At 42.6% G+C, this 14168-nt stretch carries 16 protein-coding genes; all 16 read right to left on the bottom strand.

Annotated features, from left to right (window positions below; translation table 11 throughout):
- Positions 1 to 268: 268 nt before the first annotated feature.
- Complete coding sequence (locus tag CU633_RS04190) at positions 269 to 1846, bottom strand: benzoate-CoA ligase family protein (protein WP_101658470.1); 1578 nt, start codon at positions 1844 to 1846, stop codon at positions 269 to 271.
- Between the two features lie 176 nt (positions 1847 to 2022).
- Positions 2023 to 2820, bottom strand: coding sequence for an enoyl-CoA hydratase/isomerase family protein (locus tag CU633_RS04185; RefSeq protein ID WP_101658469.1), 798 nt, complete (start codon positions 2818 to 2820; stop codon positions 2023 to 2025).
- Between the two features lie 63 nt (positions 2821 to 2883).
- Positions 2884 to 4377: an aldehyde dehydrogenase family protein gene (locus CU633_RS04180; protein ID WP_101658468.1), complete on the bottom strand. Its 1494-nt coding sequence runs from the start codon at positions 4375 to 4377 to the stop codon at positions 2884 to 2886.
- 11 nt (positions 4378 to 4388) lie between these two features.
- Entirely contained in the window at positions 4389 to 5588 is a 1200-nt protein-coding gene (locus CU633_RS04175; RefSeq protein WP_101658467.1) for a thiolase family protein, read from the bottom strand.
- Positions 5585 to 6340: a 3-hydroxyacyl-CoA dehydrogenase family protein gene (locus tag CU633_RS04170; RefSeq protein WP_101658466.1), complete on the bottom strand. Its 756-nt coding sequence runs from the start codon at positions 6338 to 6340 to the stop codon at positions 5585 to 5587. Before CU633_RS04170 ends, CU633_RS04175 begins: the two co-directional genes overlap by 4 nt.
- The gene (locus CU633_RS04165; protein ID WP_374703344.1) at positions 6327 to 7190 is read right to left on the bottom strand and encodes a 3-hydroxyacyl-CoA dehydrogenase NAD-binding domain-containing protein; all 864 of its coding nucleotides are present in this window, start codon (positions 7188 to 7190) and stop codon (positions 6327 to 6329) included. Before CU633_RS04165 ends, CU633_RS04170 begins: the two co-directional genes overlap by 14 nt.
- Before the next feature lie 24 nt (positions 7191 to 7214).
- Complete coding sequence (locus CU633_RS23735) at positions 7215 to 7385, bottom strand: PaaD-like zinc ribbon domain-containing protein (protein ID WP_441296849.1); 171 nt, start codon at positions 7383 to 7385, stop codon at positions 7215 to 7217.
- The gene (locus CU633_RS04155; protein ID WP_101658465.1) at positions 7378 to 8016 is read right to left on the bottom strand and encodes a Phenylacetic acid catabolic protein; all 639 of its coding nucleotides are present in this window, start codon (positions 8014 to 8016) and stop codon (positions 7378 to 7380) included. The genes CU633_RS23735 and CU633_RS04155 overlap by 8 nt, the downstream gene beginning before the upstream one ends.
- Positions 8017 to 8250 carry a hypothetical protein gene (locus CU633_RS04150; RefSeq protein WP_257958478.1) on the bottom strand — a complete coding sequence of 78 codons (234 nt, stop codon included), beginning with the start codon at positions 8248 to 8250 and terminating at the stop codon, positions 8017 to 8019.
- On the bottom strand, positions 8247 to 8576 hold the full coding sequence (locus tag CU633_RS04145) for a metal-sulfur cluster assembly factor (RefSeq protein ID WP_101658464.1): 330 nt from the start codon (positions 8574 to 8576) through the stop codon (positions 8247 to 8249). Before CU633_RS04145 ends, CU633_RS04150 begins: the two co-directional genes overlap by 4 nt.
- A gap of 3 nt (positions 8577 to 8579) precedes the next feature.
- Positions 8580 to 9518, bottom strand: coding sequence for a Phenylacetic acid catabolic protein (locus CU633_RS04140; protein WP_101658463.1), 939 nt, complete (start codon positions 9516 to 9518; stop codon positions 8580 to 8582).
- A gap of 149 nt (positions 9519 to 9667) precedes the next feature.
- Positions 9668 to 10633 (bottom strand): MBL fold metallo-hydrolase, encoded by a 966-nt coding sequence (locus CU633_RS04135; RefSeq protein ID WP_101658462.1) that lies wholly within the window; start codon positions 10631 to 10633, stop codon positions 9668 to 9670.
- A 158-nt stretch (positions 10634 to 10791) separates the two neighbouring features.
- Positions 10792 to 11568, bottom strand: a complete 777-nt coding sequence (locus tag CU633_RS04130; RefSeq protein WP_101658461.1) for an enoyl-CoA hydratase-related protein — start codon at positions 11566 to 11568, stop codon at positions 10792 to 10794.
- Between the two features lie 145 nt (positions 11569 to 11713).
- Positions 11714 to 12592: a PaaX family transcriptional regulator gene (locus tag CU633_RS04125; RefSeq protein WP_101658460.1), complete on the bottom strand. Its 879-nt coding sequence runs from the start codon at positions 12590 to 12592 to the stop codon at positions 11714 to 11716.
- A 77-nt stretch (positions 12593 to 12669) separates the two neighbouring features.
- A complete protein-coding gene (locus tag CU633_RS04120) occupies positions 12670 to 13119 on the bottom strand; it encodes an acyl-CoA thioesterase (RefSeq protein ID WP_101658459.1) in 450 nt (149 codons plus the stop codon).
- 135 nt (positions 13120 to 13254) lie between these two features.
- Positions 13255 to 14049, bottom strand: a complete 795-nt coding sequence (locus CU633_RS04115) for an enoyl-CoA hydratase/isomerase family protein (protein WP_101658458.1) — start codon at positions 14047 to 14049, stop codon at positions 13255 to 13257.
- Positions 14050 to 14168 lie beyond the last annotated feature (119 nt).

The following is a 14168-nucleotide window of genomic DNA, read 5'->3' as shown; positions in this document are numbered from 1 at the left end:
CGGTTTATAATGAATTATATGGAAGAAGGTGAAAGTATACTAGAATCAATTTTCATAAACATTATGTTTTTTGTTCTCTCGTATAAATTATGTTATTAAAATATGAATAGATGAACCAGCAGCCAATAGGCCTTCCTCCATGTTTTTCTGGATGATAGCCTTGTTGAACCTCGTCACTTTGCTTATCCTCCTATGTAGCAAAATGGTTTAACAAAAAATAGCCAGATGGTGGATCTGACTATTTGAGGATACGATCTTGTTTTTATTCCTATGAAGTTCTTAACCTGAATCGTTGAACTTTGCCGGTTGCTGTTTTTGGCAGTTCCTCGATAAATTCAATTTCTCTAGGATATTTATACGGAGCTAAAGTCTGTTTTACATACAGTTTTAGTTCTTGTTTTAAATCTTCAGTCGGTTCAATGCCTTGCCGCAACACGATGAAAGCTTTTGGATAGATAAGATTATTTTCATTTTTGACACCGATGACGGCTACCTCAAGTACGTGCTCATGCTGAAAAAGAGTGGTTTCAATTTCAATTGGAGATACCCAAATCCCACCAACCTTCAACATATCGTCAGAACGGCCGCAATACCAAAAATGCCCTTCTTCATCCTTATAATATTTATCTCCTGTGTACATCCATTCTCCATAAAACTTGCGCCGGTTTTCCTCAAGATTGCACCAGTAGCCAGAACAGATGCTTTCTCCGCTAATGACTAAATCTCCAATTTCGTTTGGAGAAACCTCACGAAATTCTTCATTTACGATTTTAGCCTTATATCCAGGTACAATTTTTCCTGTACTGCCCGCCTTAATTTCGCCAATGTTGTTGGAAATAAAAATGTGCAGAGCTTCAGTCAAGCCTATGCCATCCAATATATCGAGATTGAACAGTTCTTTCCATTTCTTCATAAAAGATGCAGGAAGTGCTTCCCCTGCTGATACACAAATCCTAACCGATGAAAGGTCGGGAATGGTTCCTGTACTCTCCACATAATTAATCATTGAGCCATAGAGTGTTGGTACACCAAAGAAGATGGTCGGTTTATGGTTAACAATAGTTTCAAATACCTTTTCAGGAGTGGGCCTGTCTTTTAATAAAATAGTTGATCCTCCTGCTCCCAACGGAAAATACAAACCGTTTCCAAGCCCGTAGGCAAAGAAAAGCTTTGATGCAGAGAAGGTACGATCATTTTCGTTGATATTCAAGACTTTCCTGGCATAATTGTTAAATGCTGACTCCATGCTTCTTTGAAGGTGGATGACTCCTTTTGGCTCTCCAGTGCTGCCTGAGCTGTATAGCCAGAATGCAGGATCTTCCGCACAGGTGCTTTCCACATTCAGCTCTGGCGAAGCATCATGGATAAATTCATGGAAGTCAATTGCATCGGAAAAGGAATAAGGATGTCCGCTAATCACAATTACTTGTTTGAGGAATACGAACCGGTTTTTGTAGTGCTGGATTTTTTTCCAAAAGTCTTCATGAACGACAAGGACTTTTGCCCTGCTATTGTTTAAAAAATATTCATAGTCATCTGGAGTCATCATCGTGTTGACTGGAACAGGCAGGGCACCAATCTTAATAGCCCCAAAGAACGCAGCCGCAAATTCGGGGGAATCATATGTCAGCAGCAGCACACGGTTTTCACGTTCTACGCCAATCTTTTTGAGAACGTTTCCAAAACGGTTTACAAGGTTAAGGAGCTCATGATAAGTGACTTGTTCATCTTCACTGTATATGGCAATTTTGCTCCCCAGTCCATTGCGAATATTTTCTTCGATGAATCGAATGGCAGAATTGTATTGCTTTTTCAGACCCTTATAACGATAAACAGATTCGATCATTATATGCCCCCCCCACGGAATTAATGGACGGCCGGTTTATATTAAACCGGCTGCCCCGATTATTCATTTATATTACAATCACTTCCTGCACACAGATGCCCGGTGCCTTTCGAGCTGGGTATCTGGCTGACTCACTCGTTTTTTGTCAATTCAAGGGCTGATAAAAAGTATTCATTTTATATTCCGTTCCAATTCGCTTCACGTTTTTCAATGAAAGCGCTTAAACCTTCCTGAGCATCCTGGGAACGGAATAGGAGGTTTTGCAGTTCTCCCTCATACCGGATTGCTACATTCAAAGGCATTTCTTTACCGTTCATGATGGACAGCTTGATATTTGAAGCCGCATATGTTGCGCTGCCGGCTATTTTCTGTGCATATTCCAAAGTCTTTGCTCTTGTTTGTTCTTGAGGGAAGACACGATCAACCAGTCTGATTTCGAGCGCTTCTTGAGGAGTGAGTGTTTCTCCAGTCAAATTCAGATCCAATGCTTTGGAATGTCCAACCTGGCGTGCCAATCGTTGTGTTCCGCCAGTGCCTGCCAAAACACCAAGCGAGATTTCTGGAAGGCCGATTTTCCCAGCCTGGTCACCCATAAAACGGAGGTCGCATGCCAATGCCATTTCTAATCCGCCGCCAACTGTATGACCTTCGAGGCAGGCAATCCAGATTTGTGGAGAGCGGGCAATTTTGTCCAGTGTCTCATTACAGAATAGGCAAAATTGGGTTTTAAAACGCGGCTCTGCTGCTTTAAGGAAATTAATATTAGCGCCAGCCGAAAAAAATTTAGGCATATCACTCATCAACACAACTACTTTAATATCATTGTCAAAACGGATATCATCAATTGCCGCATTTAATTCCTTGTAATAATCAAGATCATAGGCATTTGTCTTTTTCACGTGCATATGCACTTCAGCGATGCCATTATCCTTTTTCACAGTTAATGTTTTGGTTGCTAATTGAGTAGTTGTCATTTAAATACATCCCTTCTATTTTTATAATATTTTTAAGGTGAATATAGTGAAAATTGAGTAAATTTAAATCCCAAATAAATTTAAAGGTTTCACGCCAACATAAGAAACTACACTCTTGGTTTCCATGTATAAATCTAGTGTTTCGATACAAAGCTCTCTTCCAAATCCCGATTGCTTGTAGCCGCCAAATGGTGTGCCAGGGAAAGCGGAAATTGGGCTATTGACCATCACAATCCCTGCACGGATTCCCGCTGCAACCCGGTGTGCTTTTCCATTGTCCTTCGTCCATACGGCAGAACCTAAACCAAAGATCGAGTCATTGGCCAGTTTCAATACCTCTGCCTCATCACTGAATTTCATGATAACAACAACTGGACCAAATACTTCCTCTTGGGAAATCCTCATATTGTTTGCAACGTTGCCAATGATCGTCGGCATATACCAATGACCCTTTTCAAACTCTGGACCATCAGGCCGTCTCCCGCCATAGAGAATTTCTCCGCCTTCTTCGACGGCAAGCTTAACATAACCATCGACAGTCTCTTCATGACTCCTCGAGATCAGTGCTCCCATATGGGTTTCTTTGTTGAAAGGATCGCCGACCTTAAGCTTCTTGGCCTTATCAATAAACTTTTTAACAAATTCATCGTAAATATTTTCATGGACGAATAACCTGGACCGTGCTTCGCAAGATTGGCCAGTATTATAGAAAATACCATAGATTGAACCATCAACTGCTGCATCAAGGTCGCAATCATCAAAAACAATACTTGGTGATTTGCCACCCAGTTCAAGCGTAACACGTTTAAGTGTTTCAGATGCCCGTGACATGATGTCTTTTCCAGTTTCTGTTTCACCTGTAAATGCCACTTTATCAACACCAGGATGTTCTGTTAAACAGGGGCCTATTTCAGATCCACTGCCAGTCACAATGTTGAGGACACCGGCAGGGACTCCCGCTTCATGACAAATATCTGCCAGCATATAGGCCGTGATTGGCGTATAGCTGGCTGGTTTTAAAATCACCGTACATCCTGCTGCTAACGCAGGTGCAACCTTCCAGGCGGCCATCATTAACGGATAGTTCCATGGGATAATTTGCGCACATACACCAACAGGTTCCTTCAAAGTGTAATTGAAGAACCCATTTGGAACCGGATTTGTGCGCCCTCCAAAGGTTGTAATAGCACCTGCATAAAATTCAAAGTCTTCAATTGCCTGTGTGATCTGACCTTTTGCGGCAGCCACTGTTTTTCCGCTATTTAATACTTCTGCTTCGACAAGCTCATTGAATCGTTCCTTCATGATCTCAGCAATTTTATTAAGGACCCTTGCTCGTCTTGCAGGGGTTAGTTTTGGCCATTTCCCCTTGTCAAAAGCCGTTCTTGCCGCCTCGACTGCGCGGTCAACATCCTCTTTTGTTGCTTTTGCAACTCTTGCCAATACTTCACCGGTAGCTGGGTTATGAGTTTCGAAAAATTGTTCATTGCTGCTGTCCGTATATTCACCATTTATTAACAACTGGTACTTAACTTTCAGTGACGTTGTGGTTATCATGATCTGCCTCCTTAAATTTTCTCAATAATTGTTGAAATACCCTGCCCAACTCCGATACACATGGACGCCAGTCCAAAGCGGCAATCACGCTTTTGCATTTCATGGACGAGTGTGGTTAATATCCTGGCGCCACTGCACCCAAGTGGGTGGCCAAGGGCGATGGCACCTCCGTTAACATTCACTGTTTCCATTTTCAGGCCAAGTTCCTTTATACATGCGAGTGCTTGGGCGGCAAATGCTTCATTCAACTCGATCAAGTCAAGATCTTCGACAGACAATCCAGCCCGTGCCAAAGCTTTCCTTGTTGCCGGAATTGGTCCAACACCCATGAAAGCAGGATCAACGCCTGCAACTGCCGATGTGATGACACGTGCCAGTGGTTTTAACCCAAGACTCTCTGCCTGTGTCTTCTCCATAATGAGAAGTGCGCTTGCTCCATCATTAATGCCTGAAGAATTCCCGGCTGTCACTGTACCGCCCTTTTTAAAAGCAGGGGACAGTGTTGACAACGCTTCCAATGTGGCAGACAGCCGGACATGTTCATCCGTTGTGAACATGATGGGTTCGCCTTTTTTTTGAGGGACGGAAACAGGGACAATTTCATCTTCGAATCGATTCCTCTCTATTGCCACTGTTGCTTTTACGTGGCTGGACAAGGCAAATTCATCCTGTTCCTCTCTGCTTATATGGTACTTTTCAGCAACATTTTCAGCTGTTTCACCAAGACTGACAGGTGGATACCGTTCAGCCAACGCCGGATTGACCAACCGCCATCCAATGGTTGTATCGTGGAGTGTTTGGTTTGAACGGGCATTGGATAAATGGGGCTTCATCATGACATATGGGGCACGCGTCATGCTTTCGGTTCCCCCGGCAACAAAAACGTCGCCATATCCTGCCTTAATAGCAGAAACGGCTTGATTGACAGCCTCGAGTCCCGACCCGCATAAACGATTGACTGTTACGCCTGGCACTGTTTCAGGAAGCCCCGCCAGCAGCAAACCCATCCTTGCAACGTTGCGATTATCTTCTCCCGCCTGATTGGCACATCCGAAATAAACATCCTCAATCAGCTCAGGATCGATCCCAATTCTTGCAACCAGTTCTTTTATCACATGCCCTGCCAAATCGTCCGGGCGTATGCTGGTCAAGGAGCCGTTCAGTTTACCGATTGGAGTCCTGACGGCATCTATGATGACTGCTTCCCTCATAGTGCATACTCCTTCGTCTTATGATTTTGATAGTGGTAGAAGCCCTTTTCTTTGTCGCCACCGACCCAATTTGCATGGAGCAGTTTGCGGATAAGTGGTGCTGGCCGGTATCTCTCTTCACCGAATTGATGATGCAACCCGGTCAAGACAGCGTAGACATCCTCAAGTCCGATGTCGTCGGCCCATTCCAGTGGGCCCTTCGGATAATTGGTCCCTTTTTTCATCGCTACATCGATATCGTTTACAGACGCTGTTCCCTCAACCAGTGCGAATGCCGCTTCGTTGATAATCAGCGATAAAATGCGGGGGAACACAAGCCCTACTTCATCTTCGACAACTTCTGTTTCCTGGCCAATCTCCATAAAAACCGATTTAGCTAGATTAAGATAATCGGTGTCCGCCTGCAGGGGAGGTGCAACTTCTATTAATCTTCCTTCCCTGAACCCTGCAAAGGTGCCAAAGCCGATGACTCTTTCGGGATTGGATAGCCATGATGCCGCCTCTGTCGCTGTAATTCTTAAGGTAGTCGTTAAAATGAGTGTCGAGGAAGATACGCTTGATTCTATTTCCTTCAGGTTTTGTTTCTTTTGATCGAGATCAAGATTTTCTGTTTCAATGGCTATGTTAGCTTGGGGCAGACCAGAAAAGTCGTTAAGGGAAACGCTGATGTTGCCGTTGGATTGAAAAGCATGATACAGTTCTTTAGCGAGCTGATTTTCACCCGTAATATGAATTCGTTTAGTTGCCGTCATAACTAAAGTAACCTCCCCCCGTCTTCCTGCCCAAACTTCCGGATTGAACCATGCGTTCCTGATAATAATGAGGACGGAATCTGCTTTCGCCGTAGAAGCTGTCGTGGATCGAATTCGTCGTTGCAAAGTTTACATCGATCCCGATTAAATCCTGCAACTCGAATGGCCCCATTTTAAAATTCCCTGCGTGTTTCATGATGCGGTCGATCTGCTCGATGGTTGCTACCTGGTCATTCATGATTCTGATCGCTTCATTGTAAAATGGCCTTGCAACTCTGTTGACAATGAATCCAGGTGTGTCTTTACAGACGACAGGTGTTTTCTTAAGCTCTTTAGCAAATGCAACGATTGACTCCACCGTTTCCGGCGAAGTTTTCAACCCCTTTATCACTTCCACCAATGGCATGACGGGTGCCGGATTGAAGAAGTGGAAACCTGCCACTCGCTCAGGGTTTAGAACCATGCCGGAAATCTGGGTAATGGAGATGGAAGAGGTGTTGGTTGCCAGGATCGCTTCTTCGGTACAGATCTCCTCCAGCTGTTGGAAAATGAAACGCTTGATGTCTATATTCTCGGGCACGGCCTCAATAACGAGTTGACAATCCTTTAACTGTTGTAAATAAGTTGTTGTTTTTAAGTTTCTCTTTGCCTGTTCTATTTCCTCTTGGCCCGCCTTCTTTTTTTTCACTAATCTGTCCAGCCTCGAGAAAATGGACGATTTCGCTTGTTCTACTGTTTTTTCATCAATATCGAATATAATGGCTGAATATCCATTCTGGACAATTAACTGGGCGATTCCCGCTCCCATCGTTCCGGCACCAACAACGCCAACCCTCCTAATTTCCACCATAAAATCTTCGGCACCTCTCTTTTTTTATCCATTCACCTTTTCCTCTTGTTCTTGCCAGCGTATATATTCAAAAACAGAGTTGCAGTTTTTGCAGTAATACTGCCGGACTAACTGAGCGGTTCCGAAAGATGAAATCTTTGCAACGTTTTGGGAGGAGCAAAAGGAACAATGAACCGATTTAGATTCCTCAGGCATTGGTTACAACTCCATCCCAGAATAAGCTTTTCATGTATTGACTGAACTGATCAGCCAGATTGAAATTCACGGAGATGATTTTCTCGGAAACTAACAAGTTGTCATTTTCAATTTTTCTTACCCATTGCTCAGCTTCGTGCGCGGATTTCTCCAGCTGCCTTCCAAATCTTGAGGGAATGGAACCCTGTTCACTAAATAGTTGTTCGCACCAGCTTCTTGAATAGTTTACATGTTCCGATTGTTCTTTTAACATTTTGCTAAAAGGCGGATTGATTTCTGGGTGATCTGCCTCGACGATCGCATTCATGACTAGACTTGCGGCAACATTGGCTGTATAAAGTCCTGCGATTAACGAAATCCAGTTATCTATTTCTATTAAGCTCCTAAAAGCTTTGCCTGTCTGGTGCTTTATATCCACCTTGCTGTCATTCAGCCCTTTTAACTCACCGGCCCATCGGTATATGAGTCTTGCATGCCCCAGTTCTGCCTGTGCCATCGCAATTGATGAGAGCGTTGCTTCCAAATTAGGGCCGCTGATCCCGACCTCGACCAAACGATCCCCAAGGATGAATTTATTGTCGGCTATTGTTTCCGCCAGGTCGATCAATGAACTGTTTTTGTTTTCCACCATTTATATCACCGCTTTCTGAGAAAATAACGCTTCAGGAAGGCGGACTGTGATAAGGGCCGATCTAGGCACTATATGCATTTCAACCCAATCCTCTTCATCGTAAATATATTTTGCATATGCTTTCGCAAGTTGATCGCTTGCCGCTTTGAATGAACCAACTTGAATTAAGTCATCGCCTCTTTTGATACGTGTAAAAAGAAGGTATTCTGATTTTTCCTGCTCTTTTGGTATCACGAGCTGACCCCCCAGTGCTTCAATTTTTTCTTTCCTTCCTCACTTAAATTCTTTACTGTCCAGGGCGGGCTCCAAACGACTTGAATATTCACGTCTTCAATTTCCTCTTCTTTAAGCAGACGGTTTTTGATATCGCTTTCAATCCATTCCATACATGCGCAGCCTGTTGAAGTATAGGTCATGGTGATTTCAAGCTTGTTTTCAACTTTACTGATACCATAAATCAAGCCCATATCCACGATTGATATTGGAAACTCAGGGTCGGATACTTCCTTTAATGCATTCCAATATTTTTCTGTAGCTGGATCAATCGTAAGTTCCAACATGTTTTAACTTACCTCCTCTGCTCTCATTGCCTCAAACTCATGCGCTCCCTTTTGGATGCGGCGGACGAATTCAGAATTTTGTGGTCCCCTCTTTTTAAAACGTTCAATCACGCCTTCCCATGTGTCTGGCTGGTCGATAAGCCATTTTTTATTCTCAACGTCAAATTTGCATGGGAATGGGACGTCTATGACATATTTGCCGCTTTGTTCGTCAAGGTGTGCAGGTACTTTTACACCGATCGACTCGCAGAACGGAACGGCAGTGGAAAGCCACTTTTGGCGAAGCTCATCATTTGTTTTTCCTTTTAGCTTATAATCAAGCTGGGCTGAACGGCTTTTTAAATTGTCTGCCACTCCAAAAAACTCCAACCCCATTAAGAACATCCAATCAACAGCCTCTTGTACCTGTTTTGCAGTATCGGGATCCTTCATCCCCGCTTTCATGATGATTTCTCCGTTCCGCAAGTGGAACAATTCCTCTTTATCCACTTTCACCAGTGCCCGTTTCCAAGGGCCATAAGAGGTACTCTCATATGCGTCGCCGAGAAGTGTGTATCCGGCCCGGTCAAACAGTCCATTAAACACGCCAAGCTCAATCCAATTATCAAGTTTAAAATCAAAAGCATATGGATTTTTCCAACGGTTGGCCGGCCGGTTGTATAATAGCTCATCAATGTCCTGGCCTAAGTCTTCCAACAAACGATAGGCTATGTGCGCATGCCCGATCTCATCCTGCATAACGGCTAAAGCCGTAATCTTGTAGTTCAGGTTTGGCGCTTCATTGTAAACAGTCAATAAAGGTGGGACGCTTAACAGCTCTGTATCACCGACAATCACCAATGTTTGGACCAATGCTTTTTTATACTCCTCGTTCATATCTTCCAATCTTTCTACCATAAAACCTTTATGAACTTTATCCATTAAAACTTCTGCTTGATTCATTCCGCCACCTCTTCAATACGTTTTTTAAATTATCGTCTATATTTAGTAATATAAAATAAACTAAATTATCTGTCAATATTTTTATTACGTTTTTTTATCGTTCGTTATTAAAAAATAAACGACGCCAGTTCATGTGGCGTCGTTGCTATCTAACTATTTATTTTTTCATATACAATTGGATAAGAGTTTTCTCTTTTTATTCTCTGTTCATGAGAAAGGTACTCTAAATGGGCAATTGTCTCAGCGATTGCAAATCGCCATTGATGTGGACTTAATTGTTTGTGGGCAAAAATATCGTCTGCTACTTGATAGGCTGTCCTGCTCGTTGCCAGCCTCTCCATCTCAGCCAGGCGCTGTTCATGATGGTAAATCAACTGTTTGATTCGCTCATTTACGTTATCAATGATCTTTCCATGTGCAGGCAGAGCCTTATTGACATGAAGCTCCCGCACCTTATGGAGTGAGCTGATATAATCGTGTAAAGGGGTCTGGCTTGCCCCTGGCCACAAACTTATATTGGGAGTGATTTTATCGAGAATATGGTCTCCTGAGATTAATATCTTTTCATCTTCCTGGAAAAAACAAATGTGACCATTGCTATGCCCCGGTGTATGAATAATCTTCCATGTTGTTCCAGCGAACTCGACATCTCCATCCACTGGTTTTACCTCTGGCAAAGGATGTACATGTTTCTCCAATAAATTCATATGAGTTGATACTTCCGTACTTAATAGTACAGGGACCCCATGATTCAGATTCATTTCTTCGATATGCTTCGTCTGAATGCTGTCTTTGCCCCATACTCGGTTCATCATTTTAAGGTCGATCTCATGCATAAATACCTCGGCACCAGTTAGTTGTTGCATCCAGCCTGCAAGTCCTGAATGGTCAGGATGAAAATGGGTTAAGTAAATCGTTTTAATTTGTTTGGGATCGATGTTTAACTGTTGCAGTACTTGTTCCCATGCTGATCTTGCATCCTTATAGTTGAAGCCTGCATCAATCAGGATATAATGGTCCAAATGTTCAAAAAGATAACAATATACATATTTCATGGGAAAAGGAACCGGGATTCCGATCCGATACCCATTGAAATCTATTTTCTCGATGTTCATAAGATCCTCCCTAAGAATGCTGCCAGACAGGCTTTCGTTTTTCAATAAAGGAATCAAGGCCTTCCTGTGCATCATTGGTCTTCAACAAATCTTGTAAAGTCTTAATTCAAATCACCTATTTCCTGTTTATTTATTAAATAAAGCATTCAAGGTTCTGATTATTTCCCTTTAAACCGCGGAGGACGCTTTTCTTTGAATGCTTCCAATGCCTCAATGCGGTCACTTGTTGGGATGATGAGTTCATACGCCTTTGATTCAATTGCCAGTCCTGAGTGCAAATCGACATTGGCACCATGATCAATTGCGTATTTGGCTTGGATCACGGCTAACGGTCCATTTTTCATGATTTCTTCTGCCAGTTGGATTGCATGGTCCATCAGCTCTTCCCCTTTTACTACTTTATTCAGAATTCCCATGCTGTAAGCCTCTGTGGCTCCTATTTTCCTTGCAGTAAGAATTAACTCTTTTGCTCTCGATGTTCCGATTAATCGGCTCAGATGCTGTGTTCCGCCTGCACCGGGAATGATTGCCCAGCTCACTTCAGTCAATCCCATAGTGGCGTCCTCTACCGCGTAACGGAAATCACAGACCAACGCCAGCTCGAAGCCGCCGCCAAGCGCATATCCATTGATTGCGGCAATCGTTGGCTGTGGCAGCTCTTGAATCATCGTAAACACATTGCGGATTTTATCGACATTGCGACGCACCTCTTTTTCCGAAAGGTTCCGCCTTTCCTTTAGATCCGCCCCGGCACTGAAAGCCCTTTCACCTGCCCCCGTAAAAATCACAGCGCGGATTTCTTTATCCATTTTTACCTTTTCAACAATGTGGTCCAGCTGTTCAAGCGTTTCATAATCAAAACAATTCAATTGTTCCGGACGGTTGATCGTAATCACTGCCAAATGACCGCTTACTTTCAATTCAACTTTTCTCATCATAACTCCTTAATTTGGATAATTCTGAATTCTAAGGCTGTGAAATTTTATTTTTACCTAAAAAATTGAACCGCTTGTGCAGGCAAGCAGCCCTTAACTAGCAAATGTAATTATGCATAGAAGGGCTGCCGGGATTACGTTTCTCTTAAACATAAACCTGTTCGAATGGATTGATTGCCTGTTTGCGTTTTGGCTGTACTTCTTTATCTGGGGCGGACTCATAGATCGATTCAAAGAACCGGATCGCTGGTATTGAAATCAATTGATGAATGTTCCAAAATAACTCACGTGCTTTCGTTCCTGACCAGTTATTAGGCAGTAAATCTCTTGGGAAACCTGGGTCTTCAAACAGAAATTTACGATATTCATGGACGATTTGAGTTCGTTCTATAAAGCATTCTTCATCTGTTAACGAATTGTTTAAAGCCTTTTCTCTTAATTCATCAAATTTCGGTAAATATCTACCTATAAATTTGTCATATTCAGCAGAAATACGCTGTAAATCCCATCCCTTGTCAATCACACTTTGATTGTCATGAGAAACAACATTGGATGCCCTGAACAGCATCGTATTATCCTCGATTTTATATGTCCTTATCATTTCCAACACTTGTTCTTCTAAAGGATTAGGGCTTACCCAAGTACTGTTCGAAAGCATCCCAAATCCTGTCCAATTCAGCTCTTTTCGGATTTCGTTGCGCAATTCCCGTTTTTCTTCTGGAAAAGAATACGTCAAAATTCGCCAATAACCATCCCATTTTTGGCTAGGAGCTGCGTAGACCCTTTTAACTCCATCTTCTACTCTCCTGCCGCCTTGTTCGGTAATAGAATAATAGCTCTTATTACCTATCTTCCTTACTTGCAATAAATTATTCTGGACCATGCGCAGTATAGCCCCGCGAACGGAGGATTCAGATACACCAAACCGGTTCATTAATTGAATCAAACTTCCAACCCAAATTTCTCCTCCATAATATTGAATATACTCTCCGTATAGAGTAAACATTAAGGATCTTGGTTTCACTGTTTTCACCATCCAATAAGCGTTTAATATTTTGTCATTTAGAAAATGATACACTAATTATAGAGGATAGTGGACAGTTATGCATTAAACCTTGATCTTTTCCCCATATCGGCTGTATGAATATTATGGATTAGGATCTCCCTTACATCTTCCGGTATCGTTACCGCCTTCATTCCTTCCGGTGACTGGTATACCCAGCCTCGCAGTTCATAACCATATCCTGATCGTAAATCCCCTTTAAACACCTGGTGCGATAACTTGATCGTTTTATTATTAACCTCAATAACAGATGTATGGATGGTAATGATGTCATCGTACAATACAGGTTTTTCAAAAGTACATCCAACATCTATTAATGGAAGAATAATATTCCGTTCGTCCTCAAGTGATTGCGGTGACAAATTACAGCTGCGGAAAAACTGGTGGCCTGCAATGTCAAACCACTTGAAATAGTTTGGATAATAAACGATTCCAGCTTTATCCGTATCCCCCCAGTTTACCAATAATTCTATTGTATTTGATCTCATGGTCTCTCCCCTGTTTGTACTTTGGCTTTTACATATCTGTAAGAGTGGTGTTTTTACGCTAATCTCACGCTAATGCTCTGATCTTATGGTTGAAAATGGCGATATCGATGCCCCGATATCGCCATAATCATATTTTTACTTGCCAATCCAATTAGCCTCACGTTTTTCAATGAAGGCACTTAACCCCTCTTGTGCATCCTGGGAACGGAATAGTAGATTTTGAAGCTCGCCTTCGTAGCGAATCGCCACATTTAAAGGCATTTCTTTCCCGTTCATGATGGATAGCTTGATATTTGAAGCAGCGTATGTAGCACTGCTTGCAATTTTTTGCGCATACTCCAAAGTTTTCGCTCTTGTTTCGTCCTGAGGGAATACACGGTCAACTAATTTGATTTCTAAAGCTTCCTGCGGAATCAGCGTTTCACCAGTCAAATTCAGATCCAACGCCTTGGAGTGTCCGACCTGGCGCGCCAACCGTTGTGTTCCGCCTGTTCCGGCCAAAACGCCAAGCGTGATTTCTGGAAGGCCGATTTTTCCAGCCTGGTCACCCATAAAACGGAGGTCGCATGCCAACGCCATTTCTAAACCGCCGCCAACTGTATGACCTTCGAGGCAAGCAATCCAGATTTGCGGCGAGCGGGCAATTTTGTCCAGTGTTTCATTACAGAATAGGCAAAATTGGGTTTTAAATCGCGGCTCTGCTGCTTTAAGGAAATTAATATTGGCACCAGCTGAAAAAAATTTCGGCATATCGCTCATGAGCACGACAACTTTAATGTCATTGTCAAAACGAATATCGTCAATGGCGGAATTAAATTCTTTGTAATAATCAAGATCATAGGCATTTGTCTTATTTACATGGATATGGACCTCCGCTACTCCATCCTTTTTCACTACTGTGAGCGTTTTTGTTTCAAGTGCAGTTGTCATATTTATTACCTCCGGGATTTATATTACGAAAGTATTTCTTTCGTCCTTGATACATAATATACAAAATCTTCTCAATTTTTCAAACCATCAAATTTTCTTATTTTCTTAAGGAAATATTA

Origin of the sequence: Bacillus sp. V3-13 (genome assembly GCF_002860165.1) — a bacterium.
Lineage (GTDB): Bacteria > Bacillota > Bacilli > Bacillales > Cytobacillaceae > Bacillus_BJ.
This window is presented reverse-complemented; position numbering and strand designations above follow the sequence as displayed.

Excerpts from the sequence above, each read along its gene's own strand:
- CU633_RS04130 (WP_101658461.1), bottom strand. The coding sequence starts at position 11,568 with ATGAGAAAAGTTGAATTGAAAGTAAGCGGTCATTTGGCAGTGATTACG.
- CU633_RS23735 (WP_441296849.1), bottom strand. The coding sequence starts at position 7,385 with ATGCCTGAGGAATCTAAATCGGTTCATTGTTCCTTTTGCTCCTCCCAA.
- CU633_RS04140 (WP_101658463.1), bottom strand. The coding sequence starts at position 9,518 with ATGAATCAAGCAGAAGTTTTAATGGATAAAGTTCATAAAGGTTTTATG.
- CU633_RS04135 (WP_101658462.1), bottom strand. The coding sequence starts at position 10,633 with ATGAACATCGAGAAAATAGATTTCAATGGGTATCGGATCGGAATCCCG.
- CU633_RS04175 (WP_101658467.1), bottom strand. The coding sequence starts at position 5,588 with ATGAGGGAAGCAGTCATCATAGATGCCGTCAGGACTCCAATCGGTAAA.
- CU633_RS04155 (WP_101658465.1), bottom strand. The coding sequence starts at position 8,016 with ATGGTGGAAAACAAAAACAGTTCATTGATCGACCTGGCGGAAACAATA.
- CU633_RS04120 (WP_101658459.1), bottom strand. The coding sequence starts at position 13,119 with ATGAGATCAAATACAATAGAATTATTGGTAAACTGGGGGGATACGGAT.
- CU633_RS04115 (WP_101658458.1), bottom strand. The coding sequence starts at position 14,049 with ATGACAACTGCACTTGAAACAAAAACGCTCACAGTAGTGAAAAAGGAT.
- CU633_RS04190 (WP_101658470.1), bottom strand. The coding sequence starts at position 1,846 with ATGATCGAATCTGTTTATCGTTATAAGGGTCTGAAAAAGCAATACAAT.
- CU633_RS04185 (WP_101658469.1), bottom strand. The coding sequence starts at position 2,820 with ATGACAACTACTCAATTAGCAACCAAAACATTAACTGTGAAAAAGGAT.
- CU633_RS04145 (WP_101658464.1), bottom strand. The coding sequence starts at position 8,576 with ATGTTGGAACTTACGATTGATCCAGCTACAGAAAAATATTGGAATGCA.
- CU633_RS04180 (WP_101658468.1), bottom strand. The coding sequence starts at position 4,377 with ATGATAACCACAACGTCACTGAAAGTTAAGTACCAGTTGTTAATAAAT.
- CU633_RS04165 (WP_374703344.1), bottom strand. The coding sequence starts at position 7,190 with ATGGTGGAAATTAGGAGGGTTGGCGTTGTTGGTGCCGGAACGATGGGA.
- CU633_RS04170 (WP_101658466.1), bottom strand. The coding sequence starts at position 6,340 with ATGACGGCAACTAAACGAATTCATATTACGGGTGAAAATCAGCTCGCT.